General features: G+C 72.6%; 21 protein-coding genes, 2 tRNA genes and 3 pseudogenes. 12 read left to right on the top strand and 14 right to left on the bottom strand.

Annotated elements, in window-relative coordinates; all coding sequences use genetic code 11:
- Positions 1-30: 30 nt before the first annotated feature.
- Both ACIP67_RS15755 and ACIP67_RS15750 read left to right on the top strand, forming a co-directional pair.
- On the top strand, positions 31-933 hold the full coding sequence (locus ACIP67_RS15755; protein ID WP_401692179.1) for an NTP transferase domain-containing protein: 903 nt from the start codon (positions 31-33) through the stop codon (positions 931-933).
- Positions 930-2408: a molybdopterin molybdotransferase MoeA gene (locus ACIP67_RS15750; RefSeq protein WP_401692178.1), complete on the top strand. Its 1479-nt coding sequence runs from the start codon at positions 930-932 to the stop codon at positions 2406-2408. The genes ACIP67_RS15755 and ACIP67_RS15750 overlap by 4 nt, the downstream gene beginning before the upstream one ends.
- Positions 2409-2514: 106 nt before the next feature.
- Here ACIP67_RS15750 and ACIP67_RS15745 read toward each other — a convergent pair whose 3' ends face one another.
- A complete protein-coding gene (locus tag ACIP67_RS15745) occupies positions 2515-3630 on the bottom strand; it encodes a potassium channel family protein (RefSeq protein WP_401692177.1) in 1116 nt (371 codons plus the stop codon).
- 111 nt (positions 3631-3741) lie between these two features.
- Between ACIP67_RS15745 and ACIP67_RS15740 the strand changes: the two are divergent.
- Positions 3742-4410, top strand: a pseudogene (locus ACIP67_RS15740) (potassium channel family protein); the annotation flags it as partial.
- Between the two features lie 162 nt (positions 4411-4572).
- On the opposite strand, the pseudogene ACIP67_RS15735 reads toward ACIP67_RS15740, so the two are convergent.
- Positions 4573-4719, bottom strand: a pseudogene (locus ACIP67_RS15735) (ABC transporter permease); the annotation flags it as partial.
- Position 4720: 1 nt separating this feature from the next.
- Positions 4721-4894: pseudogene (locus ACIP67_RS15730) on the bottom strand (ATP-binding cassette domain-containing protein); the annotation flags it as partial.
- 187 nt (positions 4895-5081) lie between these two features.
- Here ACIP67_RS15730 and ACIP67_RS15725 point away from each other — a divergent pair.
- Positions 5082-6062 carry an NAD(P)H-quinone oxidoreductase gene (locus ACIP67_RS15725; RefSeq protein WP_401692176.1) on the top strand — a complete coding sequence of 327 codons (981 nt, stop codon included), beginning with the start codon at positions 5082-5084 and terminating at the stop codon, positions 6060-6062.
- A 35-nt stretch (positions 6063-6097) separates the two neighbouring features.
- On the opposite strand, the gene ACIP67_RS15720 is transcribed toward ACIP67_RS15725, so the two are convergent.
- Complete coding sequence (locus tag ACIP67_RS15720; protein WP_401692175.1) at positions 6098-6358, bottom strand: hypothetical protein; 261 nt, start codon at positions 6356-6358, stop codon at positions 6098-6100.
- A gap of 52 nt (positions 6359-6410) precedes the next feature.
- Here ACIP67_RS15720 and ACIP67_RS15715 point away from each other — a divergent pair, with 52 nt between their 5' ends.
- Positions 6411-6680 carry a hypothetical protein gene (locus ACIP67_RS15715; protein ID WP_401692174.1) on the top strand — a complete coding sequence of 90 codons (270 nt, stop codon included), beginning with the start codon at positions 6411-6413 and terminating at the stop codon, positions 6678-6680.
- A gap of 121 nt (positions 6681-6801) precedes the next feature.
- On the top strand, positions 6802-7350 hold the full coding sequence (locus ACIP67_RS15710) for a bacterial proteasome activator family protein (protein ID WP_401692173.1): 549 nt from the start codon (positions 6802-6804) through the stop codon (positions 7348-7350).
- Positions 7351-7467: 117 nt separating this feature from the next.
- Here the strand turns inward: ACIP67_RS15710 and ACIP67_RS15705 are convergent, their stop codons facing one another.
- A complete protein-coding gene (locus ACIP67_RS15705; protein WP_401692505.1) occupies positions 7468-9117 on the bottom strand; it encodes a protein kinase in 1650 nt (549 codons plus the stop codon).
- A 346-nt stretch (positions 9118-9463) separates the two neighbouring features.
- On the opposite strand from ACIP67_RS15705, the gene ACIP67_RS15700 reads away from it, so the two are divergent.
- Positions 9464-11077 (top strand): protein kinase, encoded by a 1614-nt coding sequence (locus tag ACIP67_RS15700; RefSeq protein ID WP_401692171.1) that lies wholly within the window; start codon positions 9464-9466, stop codon positions 11075-11077.
- Positions 11078-11183: 106 nt separating this feature from the next.
- On the opposite strand, the gene ACIP67_RS15695 is transcribed toward ACIP67_RS15700, so the two are convergent.
- Complete coding sequence (locus ACIP67_RS15695) at positions 11184-12188, bottom strand: phosphotransferase (protein ID WP_401692170.1); 1005 nt, start codon at positions 12186-12188, stop codon at positions 11184-11186.
- 522 nt (positions 12189-12710) lie between these two features.
- Here ACIP67_RS15695 and pdhA point away from each other — a divergent pair.
- The 3 genes from pdhA to ACIP67_RS15680 are packed head-to-tail and all read left to right on the top strand — an operon-like array spanning position 12711 to position 16573.
- Positions 12711-14018: a pyruvate dehydrogenase (acetyl-transferring) E1 component subunit alpha gene (gene pdhA / locus ACIP67_RS15690; protein ID WP_401692169.1), complete on the top strand. Its 1308-nt coding sequence runs from the start codon at positions 12711-12713 to the stop codon at positions 14016-14018.
- A 1-nt stretch (position 14019) separates the two neighbouring features.
- Entirely contained in the window at positions 14020-15021 is a 1002-nt protein-coding gene (locus tag ACIP67_RS15685; protein WP_401692167.1) for an alpha-ketoacid dehydrogenase subunit beta, read from the top strand.
- 10 nt (positions 15022-15031) lie between these two features.
- Complete coding sequence (locus tag ACIP67_RS15680; protein WP_401692165.1) at positions 15032-16573, top strand: dihydrolipoamide acetyltransferase family protein; 1542 nt, start codon at positions 15032-15034, stop codon at positions 16571-16573.
- A 331-nt stretch (positions 16574-16904) separates the two neighbouring features.
- On the opposite strand, the gene ACIP67_RS15675 is transcribed toward ACIP67_RS15680, so the two are convergent.
- The 5 genes from ACIP67_RS15675 to ACIP67_RS15655 all read right to left on the bottom strand — a co-directional run bounded on the left by ACIP67_RS15675 (position 16905) and on the right by ACIP67_RS15655 (position 21522).
- Positions 16905-19226, bottom strand: coding sequence for a hypothetical protein (locus ACIP67_RS15675; protein ID WP_401692164.1), 2322 nt, complete (start codon positions 19224-19226; stop codon positions 16905-16907).
- A 3-nt stretch (positions 19227-19229) separates the two neighbouring features.
- Positions 19230-19301: transfer RNA gene (locus ACIP67_RS15670), tRNA-His, on the bottom strand.
- A gap of 5 nt (positions 19302-19306) precedes the next feature.
- Positions 19307-19378 (bottom strand) — tRNA-His (locus tag ACIP67_RS15665).
- Positions 19379-19549: 171 nt separating this feature from the next.
- Positions 19550-20863, bottom strand: coding sequence for a nitrate/nitrite transporter (locus tag ACIP67_RS15660; protein ID WP_401692162.1), 1314 nt, complete (start codon positions 20861-20863; stop codon positions 19550-19552).
- On the bottom strand, positions 20860-21522 hold the full coding sequence (locus ACIP67_RS15655; RefSeq protein WP_401692161.1) for a GntR family transcriptional regulator: 663 nt from the start codon (positions 21520-21522) through the stop codon (positions 20860-20862). Before ACIP67_RS15655 ends, ACIP67_RS15660 begins: the two co-directional genes overlap by 4 nt.
- 228 nt (positions 21523-21750) lie before the next feature.
- Here ACIP67_RS15655 and ACIP67_RS15650 point away from each other — a divergent pair, with 228 nt between their 5' ends.
- Positions 21751-22650, top strand: coding sequence for a D-alanyl-D-alanine carboxypeptidase family protein (locus ACIP67_RS15650; protein ID WP_401692159.1), 900 nt, complete (start codon positions 21751-21753; stop codon positions 22648-22650).
- Positions 22651-22749: 99 nt separating this feature from the next.
- Here the strand turns inward: ACIP67_RS15650 and ACIP67_RS15645 are convergent, their stop codons facing one another.
- A complete protein-coding gene (locus tag ACIP67_RS15645) occupies positions 22750-23574 on the bottom strand; it encodes a maleylpyruvate isomerase family mycothiol-dependent enzyme (RefSeq protein WP_401692157.1) in 825 nt (274 codons plus the stop codon).
- Between the two features lie 187 nt (positions 23575-23761).
- On the opposite strand from ACIP67_RS15645, the gene ACIP67_RS15640 reads away from it, so the two are divergent.
- Complete coding sequence (locus tag ACIP67_RS15640; RefSeq protein ID WP_401692155.1) at positions 23762-24559, top strand: carbon-nitrogen family hydrolase; 798 nt, start codon at positions 23762-23764, stop codon at positions 24557-24559.
- Between the two features lie 71 nt (positions 24560-24630).
- Here ACIP67_RS15640 and ACIP67_RS15635 read toward each other — a convergent pair whose 3' ends face one another.
- The gene (locus ACIP67_RS15635; RefSeq protein WP_401692153.1) at positions 24631-25125 is read right to left on the bottom strand and encodes an LURP-one-related/scramblase family protein; all 495 of its coding nucleotides are present in this window, start codon (positions 25123-25125) and stop codon (positions 24631-24633) included.
- Positions 25122-26120 (bottom strand): helix-turn-helix domain-containing protein, encoded by a 999-nt coding sequence (locus tag ACIP67_RS15630; protein WP_401692151.1) that lies wholly within the window; start codon positions 26118-26120, stop codon positions 25122-25124. The genes ACIP67_RS15635 and ACIP67_RS15630 overlap by 4 nt, the downstream gene beginning before the upstream one ends.
- Positions 26121-26228: the final 108 nt, after the last annotated feature.

Genomic DNA, 26228 nt, shown 5'->3' with positions numbered 1-26228 from the left:
CGTGATCGGCGGGCCGCGCATACTCGGGGGATGACCCCGAACGCGTCTCCCGCTCACGACGCCGTCGTGCTCGCCGGCGGCGGAGCCCGCCGTCTCGGCGGTGCCGACAAGCCCGGCGTCCGCGTGGGCGGGCGCGCGCTGCTCGACCGGGTGCTGTCCGCCTGCGCCGACGCGCGGACCACCGTCGTCGTCGCCGACCCCCGGCCCACCGTCCGGCCGGTGCGGTGGGCGCGCGAGGACCCGCCCGGCGCGGGTCCGGTCGCGGCCCTCGGCGCCGGACTGCGCCACACCACCGCCGACCGCGTTCTCGTCCTCTCCGCCGACCTGCCGTTCCTCGCGCCGGACACCGTCCGCAGCCTGCTGGCCGCCCTGGACGACAACCGTGCCGAGGGCGCGCTGCTCACCGACGCCGACGGCCGCGACCAGCCGCTCGTCGCCGCCTACCGCACGCCCGCCCTGCGCCGCGAACTGACGGCGCTCGGCGAGCAGCACGACGGCCTCACCGGCCTTCCGCTGCGCCGGCTCACCGCCGGGCTCGACCTCACCCGCGTCCCCGACCCCGTCGCGTCCTTCGACTGCGACACCTGGGACGACATCGCCACCGCCAGGGCACGTATCAGGGAGCATGGCCACGTGTTGGATGAATGGATCTCCGCAGTCAAGGACGAACTGGGCATCGACCTCGACGTCGACACCGGCGTCCTCCTCGATCTCGCCCGTGACGCCGCCCACGGTGTGGCCCGGCCCGCCGCCCCGCTGACCACCTTCCTGGTCGGCTACGCGGCCGGGCGGGCCCAGGGAGGCCCCGAAGCCGTCGCCGAGGCCTCCCGCAAGGCCGCCGACCTGGCCGTGCGCTGGGCCGACGAACCCGGCGACGGCCGGTCCGACGTGGCTCCCGACGCCACGCCCGACACCCGCCCGGACGCCGGATGACCGCCTTCGGTGTCCGGGACGGCCAGGACGCCGAGGACCTCGACGTCGAGGAGGCGCTCGCCCTCGTGAACCACGGCAACAGCTCCCCCGGCCCGGCCGGAGACAGCGCCGTCCGCCCGGACGGGGACCGCAGCCCCGCGTCGGCGGCCGCGCACGGTGAGGACCGAGGCGGACGGAACGGCGACGACCGCGCCGGCCGGCCCGGCGCAGGGCACGGCGGGGCATCCGGCTCCCGTGACGCCCAGGGACACACGTCGTCCCGTCACCGGGCCACCGCCACCCCGTGGGCCGAGGCCCGCACGATCGCCGGCCGGGCCGCCCGCTCCACCGCCGCCCGCCGCACCCCCGTCTCGGTGTCCCTCGTCGACGCGCTCGGCCTGGTCCTGGCCGCCCCTCTGACCGCCCTCACCGACCTGCCCTCCTTCGACACCTCCGCGATGGACGGCTGGGCGGTCGCCGGCCCCGGTCCCTGGGCCGTACGGGACGAGGACGTCCTGGCCGGGCACGCGCAGCCCGCGCCCCTCGCCGACGGTGAGGCCGCTCGTATCGCCACCGGAGCCCGGATCCCGCCCGACACCACGGCCGTGCTCCGCAGCGAGCACGGCCGTATCGACGAGAAGGGCCGGCTGCACCCCACCGGTGAGAGCCGGCACGGCCAGGACATCCGTCCCCGTGGCCAGGAGTGCCGGAGCGGGGAGCAGTTGCTGCCGACCGGAGCGGTGGTGACCCCGGCCGTCCTGGGGCTCGCCGCGGCCGCAGGCTACGACACGCTGGCGGCCGTCCCCCGGCCCCGCGTGGAGGTGCTCGTCCTCGGCGACGAACTGCTCACCGAGGGCCGCCCGCACGACGGCCTCATCAGGGACGCGCTCGGCCCGATGCTCCCCCCGTGGCTGCGCGGGCTGGGTGCCGAGGTGGTGGCGTTGCGCAGACTGGGCGACGACGCGGAGGCCCTGTACCGGGCCCTGACGACGTCAGGAGCGGACCTGATCATCACCACCGGCGGTACGGCCTCCGGCCCCGTCGACCACGTCCACCCCACACTGAGCCGCGTCGGCGCCGAGCTCCTGGTCGACGGGGTGCAGGTCCGCCCCGGCCATCCGATGCTGCTGGCCCGTCTCCAGGACGGCCGGCACCTCGTGGGCCTGCCCGGCAACCCCCTCGCGGCCGTCTCCGGCCTGGTCACCCTCGCCGAGCCGCTGCTGCGTACGCTCGCCGCCCGTCCGGCCCCCGAGCCGTACACGCTGCCGCTGAAGGAGGCGGTGCACGGTCACCCGCACGACACCCGGCTCGTCCCGGCCGTCCTGCGAGGCGACCATGCCGTGCCGCTGCACTACAACGGCCCGGCGATGCTGCGGGGCATCGCGGCGGCCGACGCCCTGGCCGTCGTACCGCCGGGTGGGGCACGCGCCGGTCAGGAGACGGAACTGCTGGACCTGCCGTGGGCTGCGGCCGGGATCGACGCCTGTTTCACGTGAAACACGCGAATGGCCCACTCGTCCTGTTTCACGTGAAACACCTCGACCGATCACAACCTGCTCGTTTCACGTGAAACGTTCGCCTCTTCAGCGTCGCCCGCCCGGGTCACACCTGCTCGGTGACCGGGGCCCGGCTCACCGTGATCACCCGGTCCCCCGCCTTGAGCTCGGTGAGCTTCGGGTCGGCGAAGTCCAGGAGGTCCTTGCCCCGGAGGACCGCCACCATCAGGTCCGCGCAGGCGCGTGGCGACCGGCCCACCTCCTGCCGGGTGACGGGACGTTCGATGAGGTCCAGTCCGCTGCCCAGGGTCATCAGGTCCTCCAGGGTCCTCGCCACGATCGGGCTGACCATGGAGACGCCGAGCAGTCGGCCGGCGGAGCTGGAGCTGGTGACCACCGTGTCCGCGCCGCTCTGCTTGAGCAGCGGGACGTTCTCGTCCTCCCGGGCGGCGACGACGATCGTGGCTCGCCGGTTCAGCTGGCGGGCGGTGAGGGTGACCAGGGCCGCGGTGTCGTCGCGCTGAGGGGCGACGATCACCCGGGCGGCGCTGGGAACCTCGGCCTTGAGGAGCGTCTCGGAGCGGGTGGCGTCCCCGGTCACCGTGACCAGCCCGTCGTCCCCGGCCGACACCGCGGCCTTGAGCTGCGCGTCCACGATGACGATCTGTTCCTTGGGGATGCCCTGCCCGATGAGCGTCTCCACCGCGTGGCGGCCCTTGGTGCCGTAGCCGACGACCACGACGTGGTTGTGGGTGCGGGTGCGCCAGCGGTGGACGCGGACCTGCTGACGGGTGCGCTCGGTGAGCACTTCGAGGGTGGTGCCGACCAGGATGATCAGGAAGAGCACGCGCAGCGGCGTGATGACGAGGATGTTGATGAGCCGGGCCGTGTCGCTGACGGGCGTGATGTCGCCGTATCCGGTGGTGGAGAGGGTGACGGTGGCGTAGTAGGCCGAGTCGAGGAGATCGACGGAGCCGTCGGAGTTGTCGTTGTAACCCTCGTGGTCGGCGTAGACGATCAACGTGGTGACGGCCAGTACGAACAGGGCCAGTGCGAGGCGCCGCAGCACCTGCTGGAGTGGCGGCAGAGCGCTCTGCACCGGCATCGTGATGGAGCGGCCGGCCTCGGCGTCGTCACGGGCCTCGGCGCGCGAGCGGTACCAGAGCGACCTGAGGAGGGAGAGCCGCCGCGCCCCGGCAGGCTGTCGTTCGTGGTCTCGCATCGCGTGCCCCCTGTCATGGTGATCCGTACGGTGGGCACCATGGTTCCCGGCGGGTTGTTCCCGTCAGCACGCAACACCCCGTCCGTACCGAGGTTCCGCCCAGTATCCCGGAGGTCTCCCTTGCGCGACCACACCGTCGTCGTCGGCTTCGGCACGAAGGGGCGGGCCGCGATCCGCACCGCCTGTGCCTCGGGACTGCGGAAGGAGCAGGTCGTCGTGATCGATCCCGGCGCCAAGATGATCGCCGCGGCGACGGCCGAGGGCTACGAGGGCGTGGTCGGCGACGCGACGCGCAGCGACGTGCTGCGCCGGGCGGAGGTGCAGCGGGCCGGAAAGATCATCATCGCGACGGAACGTGACGACACGTCCGTCCTCGTGGCCCTGACCGCCCGCCAGCTCAATCCCCGGGCGAAGATCGTGGCCGCGGTGCGGGAGGAGGAGAACGCGCCGCTGCTCCAGCAGTCGGGCGCCGACGAGGTCATCACCAGTGCGGGAGCGGCCGGACGCCTCCTCGGGCTGTCCGTGCTCAGCCCGGCGGCCGGCCGGGTCATGGAGGACCTCATGCACCAGGGCAGCGGCCTGGACCTCGTGGAACGGCCCGTCACCAAGGCCGAGTCGGGACGCAGTCCGCGCGAGACGGACGACCTGGTGGTGAGCGTCGTCCGCGGTCACCGGGTGCTCGCCTACGACGATCCGGCGATCGGAGTCCTGGAGCTGACGGACCGCCTGGTCACCATCGTGCGGGTGCCACCGGAGCCGCGGACGGCACCCCGCCTCTAGCGGACGGCACCCGGCCTCCAGCGGTCGGCGCCCGGCGTCTCGCACGGCGCCCCGCCTCAAGCGGATGGCATCCGGCTCTCGTGGACGGCGTCTTGTCTCCAGGAGGAGCCTTCCTGCTTGCGGTTGTACAGCCGCATCGTGACCGGTTCGAAGACCAGCACGAACAGCGATCCCGGCGACGACGCCGACGAACCCGCCGTCCGGGCGGTAGCCGAGGATCATGCCGACGGTGAGCATCACGACGGAGGCGATCGTGTAGCGCAGGGCATCGCCGAGGAGGTAGCCGATCATCGTCGACGGCCGCCAGATCGAGCGTGGCGAGCATCTTGACGGTGGTGGTCCTTCCGGCGCCGTTGGGCCCGAGGACGCCGTAGACCGTGCCGGCGGGCACGGTGAGGTCCACGCCGTCCACGGCTCGGGTCTCGCCGAACGTCTTCACCAGGCCCGCGGTCTCGATGGCCAGGCCGGCGGTGTGCTGGCTCATGGGGAGGTGTCGGCCCGCAGACGCAGGGACCGAAGGCCGACACGGCTCCTGCCTGAGACATGAGGATGACGGCCGTCACCGCTCCTGCCGGGGACATACGGACGACGGCCGACATCGCTCCTGCCGGGGACGCGGGAGCGATGGCCGCTACGGCGGCCGCCGCGGACGCAGGAGTAGCGTCCCTCCCATGCATGCGATCACGATTTCCGAACCTGGTGGTCCCGAGGCGCTGGTGTGGGACGAGGTCCCCGATCCCGTACCCGGCGAGGGCGAGGTCCTGGTCGAGGTGGTGGCCGGCGCCGTCAACCGCGCCGACATCATGCAACGGCAGGGCTTCTACGACCCGCCGCCGGGCGCGTCGCCCTACCCCGGCCTGGAGTGCTCGGGGCGCATCGCCGAGCTCGGCCCCGGAGTCAGCGGCTGGGCCGTCGGCGACGAGGTGTGCGCGCTGCTCGCGGGCGGCGGATACGCGGAGAAGGTCGTCGTCCCGGCCGGGCAGCTGCTGCCGGTGCCCGAGGGGGTCGATCTCCGGCAGGCCGCCGCGCTCCCCGAGGTGACGTGCACGGTCTGGTCGAACGTCTTCATGGTCGCCCACCTGCGCCCCGGTGAGACGCTGCTGGTGCACGGCGGCTCCAGCGGGATCGGCACCATGGCCATCCAGCTGGCCAAGTCCGTCGGGGCCAGGGTCGCCGTCACCGCGGGCAGCGAGGAGAAGCTGCGGCGGTGTGCCGAGCTGGGCGCGGACATCCTGGTCAACTACCGGGAGCAGGACTTCGTGGCCGAGATCAAGCAGGCCACGGACGGTGCCGGGGCCGACGTCATCCTCGACAACATGGGCGCGAAGTACCTGGAGCGCAACGTCCAGAGCCTGGCCGTCAACGGCCGCCTCGCGATCATCGGCATGCAGGGCGGGGTGAAGGGTGAGCTGAACATCGGCGCGCTCCTCGCCAAGCGTGCCGCGATCAGCGCGACCTCGCTGCGGGCCCGCCCGCTCGGGGAGAAGTCGACGATCGTCGCGGCGGTGCGCGAGCACGTCTGGCCCTTGCTGGCCGCCGGTCACGTCCGCCCGGTCGTCGACCGCGAGGTCCCGATGCACGACGCGGCCACCGCCCACCGCATCGTCGAGGAGAGCGGCCACGTCGGCAAGGTCCTGCTGGTCGCACCCTGACCGCACCGCACCGCACCGCCCCCGGCGGCGCCGTCCTAGCCGCGGCGCAGCCGCAGTCCGAGGAAGGCGAGGCCGAGACCGAGGCCGATGAGGATCAGGCCGCTGCCGAGGGGCAGGACCCGCAGGGCGTGCCCGACGGGCTGTTCCTGCTGGGCGACCGCCCGCGGCGACGCGCTGGGGACGAGCCCGGCCGCGGGCGGCTCCTCCTCGGCCGGGTCCTCCTCGGCCGGGTCCTCCCCGACGTCCTGCTCCTCGTACGCCTCCACGTCATCGTCCTCGTACACGTCCCCGTACACGTCCCCGTCCTCGGCCCCGTCCCGGTCTTCGTCCGCCGTCCGCCCCGGACGGATGCGTCCCTCCCCGGCCCGGCTCCCGGCCCGGTCGGGCCCGACCGGGGACGCGGACGCGGACGAGGACGTGTACGAAGACGTGTACAAGGACGAGGACGGAGACGGGGGCAAGGCCGTGGACGACGACGGTACGGCGGCGTACGACGCGACGCCGCCGTACGGCAGCCCGGCCGTCAGCGCCAGGCTCACCGCCAGCCCGCACAACCCCCACCGCCATGAAGTCACGCCCGTGACCCCCTCCCGGTGTCAGCCGACAGAGAACAAGTAGCGACAAGCCTGGCATTCGGCCTTGTTCACCGCATCGCGGACTGCTCCGAACGGAAACGGTGGATCATCTTTCCCGGGGGGCAGCACGATGATGAGGTGTACGGGTGCGAGAGAATGGCGGCATGGAGATGCCGAGGAACGAAAGGTCGCCGGAGAACGCCCAGCGGATCCTGGTCGTGGGCCAGGACGGCATGGCACTCGGTGGCGTCGACGCGGACGAGGACTCCCGTGAGACCCCGGTGACGGAACAGGTCGAGCAGCCCGCGAAGGTCATGCGGATCGGCAGCATGATCAAGCAGTTGCTGGAGGAGGTGCGGGCGGCTCCCCTGGACGAGGCGAGCCGGGCTCGGCTCAAGGAGATCCACTCCAGTTCGGTGAAGGAACTGGAGGACGGTCTGGCGCCCGAGCTCGTCGAGGAGTTGGAGCGGCTCTCCCTGCCGTTCAACGACGACGCGACTCCGAGTGACGCCGAACTACGGATCGCTCAGGCCCAGTTGGTCGGCTGGCTGGAAGGCCTGTTCCACGGCATCCAGACCACCCTGTTCGCCCAGCAGATGGCCGCGCGCGCCCAGCTGGAGCAGATGCGCCGCGCGCTGCCGCCGGGTGCGGGCGGCCAGGAGGGCATCGACGACCCCCGCGCGGGCGGCCGCTCGGGCGGACCGTACCTGTAGACCCCGTACGAGCAGACTCCGTACCAGCAGACCCCGTACGAGCAGACTCTCCGTAAGAGCAGACCCCGTAAGAAGGGCCCGGCGACCGGCGCCGGGCCCTTTTCGGGTGCCGGGGCGTCAGGACGCCGGATTGCCCGTCGACACGCTCAGCTCGATCTCCGGCATGTCCTCGGGGTCGACGTCCGTCCCGGCGGACGGGAACTGGTCCATGACCGCGCCCTGGCCGTACGTGTTCTCGTCGACGTCCTTGATCGTCATCGTCCAGCCGGCCGCCTGGAAGCACTCCTTGACCGACTTGATGTACTTGAACTGGAAGTTCGGGACGCGGATCTTGTCGGGGTCGTTGTACGACTCGTCGGGCTCGGAGCACTCGGCCGCGTCGATCGTCTTCGAGGTGTCCGGACCGCGGTAGCCGGCCGCCTTGGTGGCGGAGGCGCTGGAACTGGCTCCGCCCGAGCCGCCCTTGTCGTCCTCGCCGCCGTCGTTCGCCATGAGGGTGCCGAGCAGGGCGCCGACGGCCACGACCGCGACGATGGTCGAGCCGACGACCACCGGCTTGCTGCTCGCCCGTCCATCGCCGGAGCCCACGGCCGTCGACGGCTGCGGGGTGAGGTTGTAGGCGGGCGGGGTGTGCGGCGCCTGCTGGTGGCCGTACGACGGGGCGGGCGTCTGGTAACCGCCCTGCGCCGGATAGCCGTAGGACGGCGCCGGGGCGGGCGTCGAGGGTGCCGGGGTGCCGTACGGGTTGTTCGGCGCGGGCTGGTACGGCGTCTGCACATGGCCCGTCGGTCCCTGGGTGCCCTGGCCGACCGGCGGGAAGACCGCGGAGCCGACGCCCGCGCCGCTCGACGTCTGGGCGCCGGGGACGATGCTCGGCGGGGCGGCCTGGAAGGAGGCCGCGACGCGCAGGCACTCGTCGCGCATGGCCACGGCGGTGGGGAAGCGCTCGTTCGGGTTCTTCTTCAGCGCGCGGGCGACCAGCGCGTCCACGGCCGGCGGCAGCGCGCGGTTGACGGAGGAGGGAGCCACCGGCTCCTCCTGCACGTGCGCGTACGCGATCGCCAGCGGCGAGTCCGCGTCGAACGGAAGCCGGCCGGTGACCAGCTGGAACAGCATGATGCCGACCGAGTACAGGTCGGAGCGGGCGTCCACGCCCCGGCCCAGCGCCTGCTCGGGCGAGAGGTACTGCGGGGTGCCGACGACCATGCCGGTCTGCGTCATCGAGGTGACGCCGGACTGCATCGCGCGCGCGATGCCGAAGTCCATCACCTTGACGACACCGCGCTTGGTCATCATCACGTTGCCGGGCTTGATGTCGCGGTGGACCAGCCCCATCTCGTGGCTGATCTCCAGCGCCGCCAGCACGTCCGCGGTGATCTTCAGCGCCTTGTCGGCGGGCATCGCGCCCTGCTGCCGCACGTCCGCGTCGAGCACCGACCCGAGCGGGCGGCCCTCGATGTACTCCATGACGATGTACGGCGTCGTCATGCCGTCCACGTCGTCCTCGCCCGTGTCGAAGACGGAGACGATGTTGGTGTGCGTGAGCTTCGCCACGGCCTGGGCCTCGCGGCGGAAGCGCTCGCGGAAGGCCTGCTCGCGACCGAGCTCGGTGTGGAGTGTCTTGATCGCGACCTGACGGTCGAGCACGGAGTCGTAGGCGAGGTGGACGGAGGCCATGCCGCCCTCGCCGAGCAAGTCGCGCAGCTGATAGCGGCCGCCGGCGAGCGCCCGCCCCGCATACCGGCCCTGCGCGCCGTCCTGGCTCATCTTCTGCGTCCCCCGTAAGGCGTCGGGCACCTGCCGCTTGCTGTGGCCAGCCATTGATCGAAAGTGCCATTCCCGGCCAAGTCTGCCCCAGGCCACTGACACGTCAAGCGCGGTGCCCGTTCCGTGACCGTACGCGAAAGAAGCGTCGCGGAAGCGTTACAGGCGGCGTACGGCCGGTACACAGAATTTGCACGCCGGCCCGGAGTGCGGGTTTGATGGCCGGTCCGGTCTCCGACCTGTACCCGCGCTCATCCCGGACCGGCGGCTTGCGCGGAGGCTGTAGCGTGGCCGACGGAGACCGTGACAACACCGCGCGCACCGCGGGCAGAAACGACGGCGAGGACCGATGGCACAGCAGCAGCGCGCTCAGGGCCCGTCCGACCCCGAGGCGACTGGCGGCGGTATGTCAGATGCGCCGGAGCTGTGGGGTAACGGCGGGCTTGTCGGGGACGGCCGGTACCGGCTGACCCACAGACTAGGCCGGGGCGGCATGGCGGAGGTGTTCGCCGCCGAGGACGTGCGCCTCGGGCGCACCGTCGCCGTCAAGCTGCTGCGCGCCGATCTCGCCGAGGACCCGGTGTCAAAGGCCCGGTTCACCCGCGAGGCCCAGTCGGTGGCCGGCCTCAACCACCACGCGATCGTCGCCGTGTACGACTCCGGCGAGGACTTCGTGGGCGGCCAGAGCGTGCCGTACATCGTCATGGAGCTGGTCGAGGGGCGGACGATCCGTGATCTGCTGCTCAACGCCGAGGCGCCGGGTCCCGAGCAGGCACTGATCATCGTCTCCGGGGTGCTGGAGGCGCTGGCCTACTCGCACCAGCACGGCATCGTCCACCGCGACATCAAGCCGGCGAACGTGATCATCACGGACAACGGCGCGGTGAAGGTGATGGACTTCGGCATCGCCCGCGCCCTGCACGGCGCGTCCACGACGATGACGCAGACCGGCATGGTCATGGGCACTCCGCAGTACCTCTCCCCGGAGCAGGCCCTCGGCAAGGCCGTCGACCACCGATCCGACCTGTACGCCACGGGCTGCCTGCTGTACGAACTGCTCGCGCTGCGGCCGCCGTTCACCGGCGAGACGCCGCTGTCGGTGGTCTACCAGCACGTCCAGGACATCCCGGTGCCGCCGTCGCGCACCTCGGACGGCGCCTGCCCGCCCGAACTCGACGGCCTCGTCATGCGCTCCCTCGCCAAGGAGCCCGACGACCGCTTCCAGACCGCGGAGGAGATGCGCGGCCTGGTCCAGTACGCCCTGCAGATGCTGTACGACCAGGGCGGCCACACCGGCACCTGGAACACCGGGCCGGTCGACGCGGCCGCCGCCGGGGGTGCCGCCGCGGCCGGGTTCGCGGGCACCACGGCGATGCCGCACGGCGCCGACGGCTCCAGCACCTCGCAGATCCCCCAGCCGATCCTGCCCTCGGGCTACGGAGGAGGCGGCGACGACGGCGGGTTCGAGGGGCACGGCAACAGGGGCAGCGGCCGCGGCAAGCTGTGGGTGCTCGCCGTCCTCGCGGTGATCGCCATCGCGGCCGGTGTCGCCCTCGCGCTGAACAACGGCGGTTCGGACGGCGGCGGCGGGTCGGGGACCACGGAGTCCCCGACCGTCACGCAGTCCGCGACGGAGGACGAGAGCAGCGCGTCCCCGAGCGACTCGCCGACCGACGAGTCGACGGAGGAGGAGACGACGGAGGGCAGCTCCGGTTCGAACTACGGTTCGGAGTACACGCCGTCGTACACGCCGTCGTACTCGCCCTCCCCGAGCTACAGCAGCGAGGAGAGCGAGCAGCCGTCGGAGGAGCCGTCGGAGACGCAGCCGTCGGAGGAGCCGACCGACACCGAGTCGAGCGACTCGGGCACCGACGACGGGAGCGGCGACGACGCCGGTTCCGCGACGGGCACCTCCAGCGGCAGCGACCAGGGCACCACCAGCCTCGGCACCATCGGCGGCTGATCTCCTCCGTCCGCACCACCACGCGCGCGTGGGGCCCCGACCGGGCTCTCCACGCGCGCGTCGTCGTCTTCGCGGCCCGCCCCGACGGGGCGGCCCCGCACCCGGGTCAGAGCGTGAAGACGTCGCACACCGCGTCGTACTCGCGCGTCCACCACACCGCCAGGGCGGAGGCCGCCGGGAACTGGGGGTCGGCGCGGGTGTCGCCGCGCTCGTAGTGCCAGCGCAGCATCCAGAAGTCGTTGAGGCGTTCCCACCACACGCGGTGCACGGCCGCCGCGAGTTCCGAGGGGGTGGCCCCTGCGGCGCGCCGGTACGCGCGCGCGTACGCCCGGGCCTTGGGCAGGTCGAGGGTGCCGCCGGGCAGGACGAAGAAGATCGCGGCGGCGCGGACGGCCTCCTCGGCGCGCGGCTGCACGCCGAGCCGGTCCCAGTCGACGATGGCGGCGGGGGCGTCGTCGCGGTAGAGCAGGTTGAACGGGTGGAAGTCCCCGTGCACCCAGCCGGCCGGGCCGCTGCGCGGGGGACGGCGGTCCGCGTTCCGTTCCAGCAGGGCGCGCCGTTCCAGGAGCCGGTGGTGGGCCAGTTCGTCGAAGGAGTCGGCGGGGCGGTGCCGGCGCACGCGCGCGAGGAGGTCGTCGATCACGGCGAAGGTGTCGGCCGGGGCGACGCTCTCCGGGGGTGTGGCGCGGGCCCGCGCGTGCGCCGGCATCACCCGCTCCAGGCTCGCGTGCACGACTCCCAGCAGCGCCCCCAGACGGGCGCACTCGTCGGGGGTGAGCTGGGCGCCGTGGCGGTGGCGGCCGTCGATCCACGGGTGCAGGGCGTAGGCGTGGCCGCCGACGACGGCGACCGTGCGCCCGTCGCGGCCGGGCAGCGGGGGCGCCACGGGGACCCCCAGGTCGGCCAGGCGCTGGGTGGCCCGGTGCTGGCGGACGATCGAGGCCTCGTCGGCGGTGTCCGGGTCGAAGTGGTGCTTGAGGAAGTAGCGGCCGTGGGTCGTGCGCAGCCGGTAGCCGCGGTTCAGCAGCCCTTGGTCGACGGGCGCGCAGTCGAGGGGGGAGCCGGCGGCGTACCGGCGGAGCAGGGCGCCCAGAGGGGGCGCGTGGGGCATGAGGGGTGGTACACAGGAGCGCGGCACGCGCCCGATGCTAGGGCACTGTTCGGCGCCGTGAGCTGCGCGTTGTCACACACAGTCACCAGGCGTCACAAGCGGTCCCCGACGGTCGCCTTGGGGTGGGCCTCGGGCGGGAAGTGATCCCCCGGGCCGGTGGCCGGTGTGGTGGTATGGGGTGATTCGCCCTTTCCGGTGGGTTGGTGCGCTCGTCTATCCGTGCTCTTCCCGTTGCCGAGGCCGACGGGATAACGTGCCGTTGCTCCGGCCTCCTGCAAGGCTGTGACCAGGATCCTTCCCGAGTTTGCCGATTTTACTTGGAAATCCAAGCAAAAACGCAGGTCAGGTGGGGTTTCACAGATATGTGGCGTACTGGGTAACGTGCATCTTGCAGGGCGCTCGCCGGGGCACCTGTCACGCCTGTTCCGGCCGAGTGGCACCCACCCCGTGCGCGGGTGTCGGAACAGGTGAGCCGTACTGGTTCCCGGCAACCCCGGGGGCCGGACCGACGGAGGAGCACACGTGACCGTGGAGAGCACTGCCGCGCGCAAGCCGCGACGCAGCGCCGGAGGCAAGGCCGGCGCCACCGGCACCGAGACGGCGGCCGGCACCACCCGCGCCGCCGCGGCCAAGGCCACCGGCGGTAAGCGCGCCGCCGGCAAGCGCACCGCCGCCGGGGCCCGCACCGCCCGTGCCGCCGGCGCCACCGCCGGGAAGGGCGGCGAGCCCGAGCTCGTCCAGCTGCTCACGCCCGAGGGCAAGCGCGTGAAGGACGCCGAGTACGACCCGTACATCGCCGACGTCACCCCCGACGAGCTGCGCGGCCTGTACCGCGACATGGTGCTCACCCGCCGCTTCGACGCCGAGGCCACCTCCCTCCAGCGCCAGGGCGAGCTGGGCCTGTGGGCCTCGCTGCTCGGCCAGGAGGCCGCCCAGATCGGCTCCGGCCGCGCCCTGCGCGACGACGACTACGTCTTCCCGACCTACCGCGAGCACGGCGTCGCCTGGTGCCGCGGTGTCGACCCGGCCAACCTGCTGGGCATGTTCCGCGGCGTCAACAACGGCGGCTGGGATCCCAACGGGAACAACTTCCACCTCTACACGATCGTCATCGGCTCCCAGACGCTGCACGCCACCGGCTACGCGATGGGCATCGCCAAGGACGGCGCGGACAGCGCGGTCCTCGCCTACTTCGGCGACGGTGCCTCCAGCCAGGGCGACGTCGCCGAATCGTTCACCTTCTCCGCCGTCTACAACGCGCCGGTGGTGTTCTTCTGCCAGAACAACCAGTGGGCGATCTCCGAGCCGACCGAGAAGCAGACCCGCGTCCCGCTCTACCAGCGCGCGCAGGGCTACGGCTTCCCGGGCGTCCGCGTCGACGGCAACGACGTCCTCGCCTGCCTCGCGGTCACCAAGTGGGCCCTGGAGCGGGCTCGTCGCGGCGAGGGGCCGACCCTCGTCGAGGCGTACACGTACCGGATGGGCGCCCACACCACCTCCGACGACCCCACCCGCTACCGGCACGACGACGAGCGCGTCGCCTGGGAGGCCAAGGACCCGATCCTGCGCCTGCGCCGGTACCTGGAGGCCTCAAACCACACGGACGAGGGATTCTTCGCGGAACTCGAGGCCGAGAGCGAGGCGTTGGGCAGGCGAGTGCGCGAAGCGGTCCGTGCCATGCCGGACCCGGACCACTTCGCCATCTTCGAGAACGCGTACGCGGACGGGCACGCGCTCGTCGACGAGGAGCGGGCCCGGTTCGCCGCCTACCAGGCGTCGTTCGAGACGGAGTCCGACAGCGGCGTCGCCGCGGGTGAGGGGGGCAACTGAGATGGCCGGCACTGCGACCAGCAAGACCAGCACGACCATGGCTCTGGCGAAGGCGATCAACGAGTCGCTGCGGCACGCGCTGGACTCCGACCCCAAGGTCCTCGTCATGGGCGAGGACGTCGGCAAGCTCGGCGGCGTGTTCCGGGTGACGGACGGCCTCCAGAAGGACTTCGGCGAGTCCCGCGTCATCGACACCCCGCTCGCCGAGTCGGGCATCGTGGGCACCGCGATCGGCCTGGCCCTGCGCGGCTACCGCCCGGTGGTGGAGATCCAGTTCGACGGCTTCGTCTTCCCGGCCTACGACCAGATCGTCACCCAGCTCGCGAAGATGCACGCCCGCTCACTGGGCAAGGTCAAGCTCCCCGTCGTCGTCCGCATCCCCTACGGCGGTGGCATCGGCGCCGTCGAGCACCACTCGGAGTCCCCCGAGGCGCTCTTCGCGCACGTGGCGGGCCTGAAGGTGGTCTCCCCGTCGAACGCCGGGGACGCCTACTGGATGATGCAGCAGGCCATCCAGAGCGACGACCCGGTGATCTTCTTCGAGCCCAAGCGGCGCTACTGGGACAAGGGCGAGGTCGACACCGAGGCCATCCCCGGCCCGCTGCACAAGGCGCAGGTCGTCCGCGAGGGCACCGACGTGACCCTCGTCGCCTACGGCCCGATGGTGAAGGTCTGCCGGGAGGCCGCCGACGCGGCCGCGGAGGAGGGCAAGAGTCTGGAGGTCCTGGACCTGCGTTCGGTCTCCCCCCTCGACTTCGACTCCATCCAGGCATCCGTGGAGAAGACCCGCCGTCTGGTCGTGGTCCACGAGGCACCGGTGTTCTTCGGCTCGGGCGCGGAGATCGCCGCCCGGATCACGGAGCGCTGCTTCTACCACCTGGAGGCTCCCGTGCTCCGGGTCGGCGGCTACCACGTCCCGTACCCGCCGGCGCGTCTGGAGGAGGAGTACCTGCCGGGTCTGGACCGGGTGCTCGACGCCGTCGACCGTGCCCTGGCGTACTGAGGAGAGGGTCGTGACGACGATGACGGAAGCGTCCGTTCGCGAGTTCAGGATGCCGGACGTGGGCGAGGGGCTCACCGAGGCCGAGATCCTCAAGTGGTATGTCCGGCCCGGGGACACGGTGACCGACGGTCAGGTGGTGTGCGAGGTCGAGACGGCCAAGGCCGCCGTCGAACTGCCCATCCCCTACGACGGCGTGGTCCGCGCGCTCCACTTCCCCGAGGGCACCACGGTGGACGTGGGCACGGCGATCATCGCGGTGGACGTGGCGGGCGGCGAGGCGTCGGCGGCGGCTCCCGCGCAGGCCGCCGCCCCGGCGGACGCCCCGGCCGTGGCGGGGGAGCCCGGCGCGCCCGAGGCGGAGGGTTCCGGCCGCCAGCCGGTCCTGGTCGGGTACGGCGTGGCCGCCTCCTCGACCAAGCGCCGTCCGCGCAAGGCCGCGGAGGTTCCCGCCCAGGAACCGGCGGCCGCCGCCGTCCAGGCGGAACTGAACGGCCACGGCCCGGCGGCGCACGCCGCACCGGCCCCCGCTCGGGCTCCCGGCCCGTCCGCCGTACCGACCCCCGCACCGGCCCCCGGCCCGTCCGCCGCCCCCGTCGGCAAGGCCCGCCCGCTGGCCAAGCCGCCCGTGCGGAAGCTCGCCAAGGACCTGGGCGTGGACCTCGCGACGGTGGTCCCGTCCGGCCCGGACGGCATCATCACGCGCGAGGACGTCCACGCGGCGGTGGCCCTGGAGCAGGCCCCCGAGCCCACGCGGCCGGAGGTGCCGCAGCCCGTCCCGGCGGCCGCCCCCGTGCCCGCCGCCGCTCCCGTCACCGCCCCGGCCCCGGCCCCGGTGGTCTCGTACGACGCGGCCCGCGAGACCCGTGTCCCCGTCAAGGGGGTGCGCAAGGCGACCGCGCAGGCCATGGTGGGGTCGGCGTTCACGGCGCCGCACGTCACGGAGTTCGTGACGGTCGACGTGACCCGCACGCTGAAGCTCGTCGAGGAGCTCAAGCAGGACAAGGACATGCAGGGCCTGCGGGTCAACCCGCTGCTGCTCATCGCCAAGGCGCTGCTGGTCGCCCTCAGGCGGAACCCGGACATCAACGCGTCCTGGGACGAGGCCAACCAGGAGATCGTGCGCAAGCACTACGTCAACCTGGGCATCGCGGCCGCGACCCCGCGCGGTCTGATCGTGCCGAACATCAAGGACGCCCACGACAAGACGCTGCCCCAGCTCGCCGAGGCGCTGGGCGAGCTGGTGGCGACGGCGCGCGAGGGGAGGACGCCTCCTGCGGCCATGCAGGGTGGCACGGTCACCATCACCAACGTCGGCGTCTTCGGCATCGACACCGGCACACCGATCCTCAACCCCGGCGAGTCCGCGATCCTGGCGATCGGCGCGATCAAGCTCCAGCCGTGGGTGCACAAGGGCAAGGTGAAGCCGCGTCAGGTGACCACGCTCGCGCTGAGCTTCGACCACCGCCTGGTCGACGGCGAGCTGGGCTCCAAGGTACTGGCGGACGTGGCGGCGATTTTGGAGCAGCCGAAGAAGCTGATCACCTGGGCCTGAGCCCCGGTGAGCGCGGGGAGCGGCGGCCCCCTCGGGTGGGGTCGCCGCGGCGCCGGGCGGGGTCGCCCCACCGGGCGGGACCGTCCCACCGCGTGGAGGCGCGTCGCTGGATGGGGCCGTCCTACCGCGTGTGGTCGCCCCACCGGGCGGGGTCGCCCCACCGGGCGGGACCGTCCCACCGCGTGGGGGCGCGTCGCTGGATGGGGCCGTCCTACCGCGTGGGGGCGCCTCGCCGGATGGGGTCGCCCCACCGGGCGGGGCCGCATCAACGCGTGGGGCCGCCCCCCGCGGAGTCGTCCCACCGGTGGGTACCACCCACCGCACGCCCGTCTCAACGGGTGGCGGTGGCCCCCGGCGTTTCCCTCCGCATCCAGTGGCCGTCGGTGGTCCACCCCAGCAGCCGTCGGCCTTCGCCCTCGTCCGCCGAGCCGCCTTCGGCGGTCTGCCGCAGACCGGTCAGGGCGGGAGCCAGCCGGGTCACGACGTGGCCGGGGCGGCGGGCGGTCTCCTCGGTCAGCCGGTCCAGGGTGCGGGACTGCTCCCGAGGGGTGCACAGGGACAGGTGGAACAGCATCTGGCGCCAGGCGTAGGCAGTGTCCTTGATGGTGGCGAGGGGACGCGGGTTCCCGTGGACGCGGGCGGTCAGGCGGCAGACGGTGTCGAAGCTGCGGAGGGCCAGGTCCTCCCAGCCGGAGGCCGGGCTGATGCCGACCCGGTGGACCAGGGTGGCGAGGTTGTGCGTGGTGAGGATCTGCGCCTGCTCGATCACCGTGCCGTTCGCCGCCACCGATCCGGAACCCCACCGCGAGCGGGCCGAGGAGGCCCCGGCCCGCTCGGCGCACAGCTGCGCGAACCGGGGCGAGGTCCGGGGCCGGACCGTCCGGAGCTGGGCCTCACCGGCTTCGAGGATCGCCAGGTTGCGCACGGCGCGGTAGTCGATGGCGTAGTAGCGCTCGTAGAGCGAGCCGCCTCCGAGGAGTTCCGCGGCGATCCGGGCGGCGACGAGGAACTTCGGGGTGAACGTGCCCATGAAGATGTCGGCGGCCAGCTCCTCGACCAGCGGAGCGCCGAGGTCGGCCTGGCGGGCGAGGACGGACAGTTCGCGGACGAGCGGGTTGGGCAGGATCGTGCCCGGAAAGGCCTGCACGGCCAGTTCGCCGAGCTGTCGCAGCGCGAGGGCGGACACCTCGTCCGCCTCGCCGCCGGCCCGCCACCCGGCCACGGCCTTCACCCACGGCAGCTCCTCCGTCCGCACCTGCCGCTCCAGGTTGAGCAGCAGCAGCGACCGGCGGTTGCGGAAGGCGCGGTAGTGGGCGGCGGCCAGGGTGCGCAGCGAGTCGTCCGGGTAGGCCTGCGCGGTCGTCACGGCGACGAGCTGCGGGACCAGTTCGGCCAGCACCTCACTCGACGGCACCACACCGCGCTCCACCAGCGTGCCCAGCGTCGCGCTCAGCGCGGTCTCGACGGGCCGGCGCAGGGCGCGCGGGATCGCCGCCCCCGCGGGCAGTCCCGTCTCCCGGGCCTCCTCCTCGCTCACCTCGGCGACGAGCGGCCCGACCTCGGTGACGCCCTCCTCCGGCGGCAGCCCGGACAGCCGGCGCAGTACCAGCTGGGCCAGCGCGTGGTGTGAGGGCAGCGCCGCCTGCGCGGCCTGTTCCCGGCGCAGCGCCGTCAGTCCGGGGGAGCCGGGCAGGCCGCGCCGCCGCACCATGGAGGTGACCGCGTGCCGCAGCAGCCCGAGCCGGCGCGCGTCGAGCGGGCGTCCGGCGACGGACTCCTCCAGCGCGCCCCGCAGGATGGCGAGGTTCTGCTTGGGGTTGAGGTGCTTGGTGCAGCGGGTGTGCCGGCGGGCGAGGTCGCGGTAGCGGCGTAGCAGGGCGGCGCTCCGCTCGTGCCAGGCGGCGTCGGGTGTGCGCGTCAGGACCCGGCCGTCCTCGGCCGTCTCCAGCCAGTGCGCGAGCAGTTCGTCCCCGAACGGCTGCCAGACGGCCAGCGCTTCCCGCTGTGTCTCCACGGCCTCGCCGGGCCGGCGCCGGCCCAGGTCGTGCCGGGCGTCGCCGACGGTCCGGCGGTGCACCGCGGCGGCGTCGGGCGCGGGGCGGTCGGCGGGGGCCGGGGTGAAGCGCAGCCGGTCCGCGAAGGGGACCAGTTCCTCGACGAGGTCCAGGGCGGCGTCCGTCTCGCCGGCCCGGGCGAGCCAGGCGACGGTGAGCAGGGCGGCCTCCTCGGGGACGGTCACCTCGTAGCGGCCGCTGTCCAGCAGGTCGTACAGGTGGCGCAGTCCGTCCTCGGACAGCCAGTACGCGAAGAGGGCCCGCCGCTCCGCCGGGATGCCCGCCTGCCGCGCGACCTCGGTCTCGTAGGGGCGCAGGGGGCCGCCGGCCGCGGCCTCGCCGGAGGCGAAGCCGCCGCGGACGACCTGCGGGGTCACCCAGGCGGGCAGTCCGGCGACCGGGGTGCGCGAGCCGACGGAGAGCAGGCCGCTCGCCATGCCGGCGAGGACGGCCCGCCAGGCGCGGCCCTTCTCCTGGGCCCGCCGGCGGGTGTCGGGGTCCTGGTGGGTGTGGGCGGTCCTGAGCGCCTTGGCCAGTTGGCCGGACGCGTAGCCCGGGTTCGCCTCTGCGAGGTGCTGCTGGTCAGCGTCGTTGTCCATAAGCCGACGTGACGGGTTCCGCCCCCGTGCCCTCCGGGACCACAGCCCGGTGCTCCGCTGCTGAGCTACACGTCGTCGAGCCGACGTGACGGGTTCCGCCCCCGTGCCCTCTGGGACCACAGCCCGGTGCTCTGCTGTTGAGCTACACGTCGATGGTTTCGACGGTAGGTCCCGGAGTGGCGGTCGGACAACCTGATTTTCAACGGCGTCCGTTCCGCCCGGGACCGGCACCGGCACCGGCACCGGGGCCGGGGCCGGGACCGGCACGGCACCGGCACCGGGGCCGGGACCGGCACGGCACCGGGGCCGGCACCGGGCCGTGTCTACGCGGGCACGTGCACGGTGGAGACCCGGCTGGCGACCAGCCGCTCCCGCTCCCTCCGGGCCGCCCGCCTGCGCAGCCGCAGGATCTGGCTCACCCCGACGGCCTGGAGCACGAACACCGCGGAGAAGGCGGCCCGGTAGTCGTCACCGGTGGCGTCCAGCAGGACGCCGATCGCGAAGAGGGTCGTCATGGAGGCGACGAATCCGCCCATGTTGGTGATTCCGGACGCGGTGCCCTGCCGCTCGGGCGGGTTGGCCGGCCGGGCGAAGTCGAACCCGATCATCGAGGCGGGCCCGCAGGCCCCGAGCACCACGCACAGCACCACCAGCAGCCACATCGGCGCGTGGTCGCCCGGGTAGGCCAGCGTGGCCGCCCACAGCAGCGCGGTCGCCCCGACGGTGCCGAGCGCGAGCGGCAGGCGCGCCCCGTGGTGCCGGGCGACGACCTGCCCGTACACGAGTCCGACGGCCATGTTGGACAGGACGACGAGGGTGAGCAGTTCGCCGGCGGTGGCCCGGTCGAGGCCCTGGGCCTCGACGAGGAACGGCAGCCCCCACAGCAGCAGGAACACCATCGCCGGGAACTGGGTGGTGAAGTGCACCCACAGGCCCAGCCGGGTGCCCGGCTCCCGCCAGGAGGCCGCGATCTGCCGCCGTACGTAGGCGGCGCCCTGGTGCGGGAACGGCTCGGGCTCGTGTCCCTCGGGGTGGTCCTTCAGGAACAGCACCAGCAGCACCAGGACGACGACCCCGGCGAGCGAACTGCCCGCGAACGCGGCGGTCCACCCCACGCCGTGCAGCAGCCGTGCCAGCACCAGCGTGGACACGAGGTTGCCCGCCATGCCCGCCAGCCCCGCGAACTGCGCGACCATCGGCCCGCGCCGCGCCGGGAACCACCGGGTGCCCAGCCGCAGCACGCTGATGAACGTCATGGCGTCCCCGCACCCGAGCAGCGCCCGCGAGGCGAGCGCCGTGCCGTACGTCGGGGAGAGGGCGAACCCGAGCTGCCCGGCGGTGAAGAGGACCACGCCGATGCCCAGGACCTTCTTGGTGCCGAGCCGGTCCACGAGCAGACCGACCGGTATCTGCATGCCCGCGTACACCAGCAGCTGGAGGATCGAGAAGGTGGACAGCGCGGAGGCGTTCACCTGGAAGCGGTCGGCGGCGTCCAGGCCCGCCACTCCCAGGGAGGTACGGAAGATGACGGCGACGAAGTAGACGGACACGCCGATCCCCCAGACGGCGACGGCGCGCCGCCCGCCCGGCGGGTCACCCGGTCGGGTGGTGTTGCCCAGGGGCCTGGCCGGGCTCATCGGACCTCCCCCCGGGCCAGGTGCGAGAACCAGCCGACGTGCCGGTGGACGATCCCCACGGCCGCCTCCGCGTCGCCGGAGCGCAGCGCCTCCAGGATCTCGGCGTGCTCGGTGAGGGTCTTGGCGATCCGGTCGGGGTGGGAGTGCAGGACCGCGACGCCCATCCGCAGCTGTCGGTCCCGCAGTTGGTCGTAGAGCCGGGACAGGATCTCGTTGCCGCCGCTGCGGACGATCTCCGCGTGGAAGCAGCGGTCGGTGACGGCGGCCCCGGCCAGGTCGCCGGCGGCCGCCTGCGTCCGCTGCCGCGCGAGCAGTTCCTCCAGCCGCTCGATGAGCGCCGGCGGCGCGGGGACGGCCTTGCGCGCCGCGTGCTCCTCCACCAGCAGCCGGGTCTCCACGACGTCCGCGATCTCCTGCGCGGACACCGGCAGGACCAGGGCGCCCTTCTTCGGGTAGAGCTTGATCAGCCCCTCCACCTCCAGGCGCAGCAGCGCCTCGCGCACCGGCGTGCGCGAGACGCCGACGGCCTCGGCGAGCTCGCCCTCGGTGAGGAGCGTGCCGCCCTCGTAGCGGCGGTCCAGGACTCCCTGCTTGACGTGGGTGTAGACGCGGTCGGCGGCGGGTGGCTGCTTGAGGGGTGCGGGCGGCGCGGATGGCATGTCCACAGGATAGATACAACACGTACGCATGGGAGTTCCGCGTCCATCATGCGGACCCCGGGCCGAGGAGCCCCCCGAACGGGTCACGGGTGGGGCGTCAGGGGGTCCCCTCGCAGCAAGCGCACAACTATCTGTGCTACTTACGTGTCACACACATGCGGCCCCTTCTGCTTTCCCCTGCAACTCGGCCGCACCTCAGGGGCATTCGACGTAATCGGGGTATTTCAGTTGATAACCGCCACCAAGGGCTTCCGTGTCCGCAGGGCCGCGGCCGTCGTCGTGACGACCGGCGCAGTGCTCGCCACCGGAGCTCTCACCGCGGCGCCCGCGCAGGCTGTGACGACGCCTTCGATCACCGCCAAGGGCGGGTTCGTGATGAACGGCGCCACCGGAAAGGCGCTGTACGCCAAGGCTGCTGACACCAAGAGGCTCACCGCCTCCACCACGAAGATCATGACTGCGAAGGTGGTGCTCTCGCAGTCGAACCTGAACCTGGACACCAAGGTCACGATCCAGAAGGCGTACAGCGACTACATCGTCGCCAAGGGCGCCTCGTCGGCCAACCTGATCGTCGGTGACAAGGTCACCGTCCGTCAGCTGCTGTACGGAATGATGCTCAAGTCGGGCTGCGAGGCGGCGTACGCGCTCGCCGACAAGTTCGGCACGGGCACCACCCGGGCCGCCCGGGTGAAGTCGTTCATCGCCAAGATGAACAGCACGGCCAAGAGCCTGGGCATGACGAACACGCACTTCGACTCGTTCGACGGCATCAGCAACGGCTCGAACTACTCGACGCCGCGCGACCTCACGCTGCTCGCCCGCAGCGCGATGAAGAGCTCCACCTTCAAGACCGTCGTGAAGACCAAGTCCTACACGGCGAAGACGGTCACGAAGACCGGCTCCACGCGGACGATGGCGGCGTGGGCCAACACCAACACGCTGCTCGGCTGGAACGGCACGCTCGGCGTGAAGACCGGCTCCGGTACGGACTCCAAGTACTGCCTGGTCTTCGCGGCCACGCTCAACGGCGAGTCGGTGATCGGTACCGTCCTCACCTCCTCCACGGCGGCCAACCGCACGGCGGACGTGAAGAAGCTCATCAACTTCGGCTACGCCAAGATCAGCTGACGCGCACCCACCCGTGTGCGGACGGGCCCGTCGTGACGCTCACGACGGGCCCGTTCCGTTGTACTGCCGCGCAGGCACGCGGGCATGCCGACATGCAGGCTAGTGCGTGACCGCGAAGTTCCGCAGGATCGCCGCCGTCAGCTCCGGCTCGCCCTCCGCCTTGACCCGGTCCGCGACCGCCTCCGGGCTCACCCGGCCGCAGGCGAGGCGGACGTACGTCTCCCAGTCGAGGGCGAAGGAGGCGGCGGGCCCGAGGGCGGGGGCCGTCTCCAGGGTGCCGCGGCCCTGGATGTCGACGCGGATGGTGCGCAGGAACTCGATCGGCCCGTGGACGTCGAAGACGACGGCGGAGCTGCGCGGGGCGTCGGCCCGGGTGGCCACGACGCCGGGGAGCTGGGAGAGGAGCACGTCCCGGGCGACGTGCGCACCGGGGGAGTCGAGGTTGCCGGGGCGGCCGAGGGCGGCGCGCAGGTCCTGCTCGTGCACCCACACGTTGAACGCGTGGTTGCGCATGGACTCCTCCAGCGTCAGCTCGGTGCCGAGGGGGCCGCGCACCTTGGCGCCGGGGTCACGCGACTCGTTCCGCAGCTGCCGGTTGCGGCGGATGATCGTGTACTCCAGCTCGGACGTCATCTCCGGTGACGTGTGGTGCCGGCGGACGTCCACCTGTATCTCCATGTAGCGCTGGAGGTCGGTGGTGACGTGGAAGAGGTCCCGGGGCAGCGAGTGGATCGGCCGCGGGTCGCCGTACATCTCGCAGTCCAGCCCGATGACGTGCGACACGATGTCGCGGACCGACCAGCCCGGGCACGGGGTGCGGCGGTTCCAGTCCGCCTCCACCAGCGGCTGCACCAGCTCGGTTATCGCTTCGATGGAGTGGGTCCAGGCGTCGGCGTAGGGCTGGAGGGTGGGATGCAGACTCACGGAACGGGACCCCTCGGCGGTCGGTACACGGGCGGGCAGGATGGTGGCGGCGGCGGTGCCAGCGGGAGGTGGCTGTCGGCGGGTGTCTTGAGACGCTAAGTTACGCTGCTGTGAGGCACCCCGGCAGTGCTTTCGTGTGACGATCGTAGGCCCGTGTGGACTACTCGAATGCCAGGACGGTGGTAGTGTGCGCGCCTCTCTGATCCAGATCGCCGTGGAAGAGGGCGAATCGGTCGACGTACGGCGGGCGCGGGTCGCCTCGCTGGTGCGGGAGCAGGCCGGATCGGCCGACCTCGTGGTGCTGCCCGAGCTGTGGACGACCGGAGCCTTCGCCTACCAGCAGTTCGGCACCGAATCCGAGCCGCTCCAGGGCCCGACCCACGAGGCGATGGCCAAGGCGGCGAGCGACGCGGGTGTATGGCTGCACGCCGGCTCGATCCCCGAACGGGACCCGGACGGCACCCTCTACAACACCTCCCTCGTCTTCTCCCCCACCGGCGATCTCGCCGCCGCCTACCGCAAGATCCACCGCTTCGGCTTCGACAAGGGCGAGGCCGTCCTGATGGGCGCGGGCGGCGACCTGGTGACCGTGACGCTGCCGGAGACCACCATCGGTGTGGCCACCTGCTACGACCTCCGTTTCCCCGAGCTCTTCCGCGGCCTCGTCGACGCCGGTGCCGAGACCCTGGTCATCCCGGCGGGCTGGCCGGAGCGCCGCCGGTCGCACTGGACGCTGCTGGCCCAGGCGCGGGCGGTCGAGAACCAGGCGTTCGTGCTCGCGTGTGGAACGGCCGGGACGCACGCCGGGGTTCCCCAGGCGGGTCACTCGATCGTGGTCGATCCGTGGGGCGAGGTGCTCGCGGAGGCCGGCGCCGGCGAGGAGGTCCTCACCGTCGACTTCGACCCGGCGAGGGTCGCCACGACCCGGGAGCAGTTCCCGGCCCTGAAGGACCGCGTCCTCGGGGTGGCGGCACCCCGGCGCTGAGCCCCCGCCCCTCCGGGCGCGCTGAGCCCCGCCCCTCCGGGCGCGCTGAGCCCCCGCCCCTCCGGGCGCGCTCAGTCCTCCCGCTCCTTCTCCGCGAGGTGGATCACGCACACCGCCACCGCGATCAGCAGCGCTGCATCGGCGTCCTCGCGGACGACGTCGACACCGTAGGTTTCCCGTACGTGCAGCCACCGCCGTGAGATGACGGCGAGGAGTTCGCCGTCGTACTCCACGGCGAACTCCCGGTCGACGATCTTCCCGCTGACGTCCAGCTCGGTGCGGCCGTCCGCCAGGGCGACCCGGTAGTGGTTGCGCAGCAGCGACAGCCGCTTGCGGCGGATCGTCGCCAGCGGCTCGCCGTCCCGTTCGATCACCATCGTGTCGCGCAGGGCGAACATCTTCTGGCGGATGTCGATCAGGACCCGCCCCTCGGTGTCCTTCAGTTCGAAGGTGTCCCGCATCCGGATCGCCTTGCCGTCGACGAGGTAGACCCGGTTGCCGTGGTCGTCCTCGATCCAGTAGTCGTCACCGAAGCCGAGGATGCGGTCGCGCACGAGGAATCTCATACGGTCAGCGCTTCCCCGGAGCCCGGTCCGAAACGCCGCCGGTACGCCGACGGGCTGAGTCCGGTCCCGTGCCGCAGCCGCACCCTCAGGTTCGCGGCGGACCCGAGCCCACTCCTGTCCGCCACCACGTCCAGGCGCTCCTCCCCCCGCTCGATCAGCCGGCACGCGAGCGCCACACGCTCCCCGGTCAGCCAGGCCAGCGGGGTGGTGCCGAGCTGGGCGCGGAAGCGACGGTGCAGCGTCGCGGGGCTGACCGCCGCCCGCGCCGCCAGATCCGCCACCGTCAGTGACTCCCCCAGCCGCTCCTGCGCCCACGCCAGCACCGGTCCGAGGGACTCGTCCGGCAGCTCGGGCAGCGGCCGTTCCACGAACTGCCGCTGCCCGCCGTCGCGGTGCGCGGCGAACACCAGCCGCCGGGAGACGGCGTTGGCGATCTCGGCGCCGTAATCACGCCGTACGACGTGCAGGCCCAGGTCGAGCGCGGCGGCGCTGCCCGCGGCGGTCAGCAGGTCGCCCTCGTCGACGAAGAGCACGTCGGAGGCGAGCCGTACCCCCGGGTGCAGCTCGCGGAAGGCGTCGGCCCACATCCAGTGCGTGGTGGCGCGCCGCCCGTCGAGCACTCCGGCCTCCGCGAGCGCGAACGTGCCCGTGCAGAAGCTCATGACGCGGGCCCCGCGCGCGTGGGTGCGCCGGATGGCGTCCAGGACGTCCGTCCCGCGCGGGACGACGTTGTCGGGCCGGCCGGGCACGACGAGGGTGTCCGCCGTGTCGACGGCGTCCAGTTCCGATGTGCCGGTCATCGCGAAGAAGCCGTGGTTCATCCGCACCGCGCGCGTGGGCGTGCAGAGCACCACCTCGTAGAGCGGCTCAGGCCGAGCGAGCTCCGGGCGGGGCAGCCCGAACAGCTCCGTGGCGACCCCCACCTCGAACGGGTTGGTGCCCTCGTCGACGATCACCGCGACGCGGTGCGGACGGTGAGAGGATCCTTGCGCCATGTGCGATTCCTAGTAGTGCTTGGTCAGGTTGGTTTTGGTGTTGCGTGTCCTGCTGGCCCGGTATGGCGTTGAGAGTGTGTGACTCCGGACGAGATTGCTTTGGTGCGT

The sequence above is a fragment of the Streptomyces sp. NPDC088812 genome, from assembly GCF_044750285.1.
Classification (GTDB): Bacteria; Actinomycetota; Actinomycetes; order Streptomycetales; family Streptomycetaceae; genus Streptomyces.
Note: the sequence above shows the minus strand (reverse complement) of the source record. Positions and strands in the feature narration are given on the sequence as shown.

Excerpts from the sequence above, each read along its gene's own strand:
- ACIP67_RS15755 (WP_401692179.1), top strand. The coding sequence starts at position 31 with ATGACCCCGAACGCGTCTCCCGCTCACGACGCCGTCGTGCTCGCCGGC.
- ACIP67_RS15750 (WP_401692178.1), top strand. The coding sequence starts at position 930 with ATGACCGCCTTCGGTGTCCGGGACGGCCAGGACGCCGAGGACCTCGAC.
- ACIP67_RS15745 (WP_401692177.1), bottom strand. The coding sequence starts at position 3,630 with ATGCGAGACCACGAACGACAGCCTGCCGGGGCGCGGCGGCTCTCCCTC.
- ACIP67_RS15725 (WP_401692176.1), top strand. The coding sequence starts at position 5,082 with ATGCATGCGATCACGATTTCCGAACCTGGTGGTCCCGAGGCGCTGGTG.
- ACIP67_RS15715 (WP_401692174.1), top strand. The coding sequence starts at position 6,411 with ATGCGTCCCTCCCCGGCCCGGCTCCCGGCCCGGTCGGGCCCGACCGGG.
- ACIP67_RS15710 (WP_401692173.1), top strand. The coding sequence starts at position 6,802 with ATGGAGATGCCGAGGAACGAAAGGTCGCCGGAGAACGCCCAGCGGATC.
- ACIP67_RS15705 (WP_401692505.1), bottom strand. The coding sequence starts at position 9,117 with ATGAGCCAGGACGGCGCGCAGGGCCGGTATGCGGGGCGGGCGCTCGCC.
- ACIP67_RS15700 (WP_401692171.1), top strand. The coding sequence starts at position 9,464 with ATGGCACAGCAGCAGCGCGCTCAGGGCCCGTCCGACCCCGAGGCGACT.
- ACIP67_RS15695 (WP_401692170.1), bottom strand. The coding sequence starts at position 12,188 with ATGCCCCACGCGCCCCCTCTGGGCGCCCTGCTCCGCCGGTACGCCGCC.
- ACIP67_RS15685 (WP_401692167.1), top strand. The coding sequence starts at position 14,020 with ATGGCCGGCACTGCGACCAGCAAGACCAGCACGACCATGGCTCTGGCG.
- ACIP67_RS15675 (WP_401692164.1), bottom strand. The coding sequence starts at position 19,226 with ATGGACAACGACGCTGACCAGCAGCACCTCGCAGAGGCGAACCCGGGC.
- ACIP67_RS15660 (WP_401692162.1), bottom strand. The coding sequence starts at position 20,863 with ATGAGCCCGGCCAGGCCCCTGGGCAACACCACCCGACCGGGTGACCCG.
- ACIP67_RS15655 (WP_401692161.1), bottom strand. The coding sequence starts at position 21,522 with ATGCCATCCGCGCCGCCCGCACCCCTCAAGCAGCCACCCGCCGCCGAC.
- ACIP67_RS15635 (WP_401692153.1), bottom strand. The coding sequence starts at position 25,125 with ATGAGATTCCTCGTGCGCGACCGCATCCTCGGCTTCGGTGACGACTAC.
- ACIP67_RS15630 (WP_401692151.1), bottom strand. The coding sequence starts at position 26,120 with ATGGCGCAAGGATCCTCTCACCGTCCGCACCGCGTCGCGGTGATCGTC.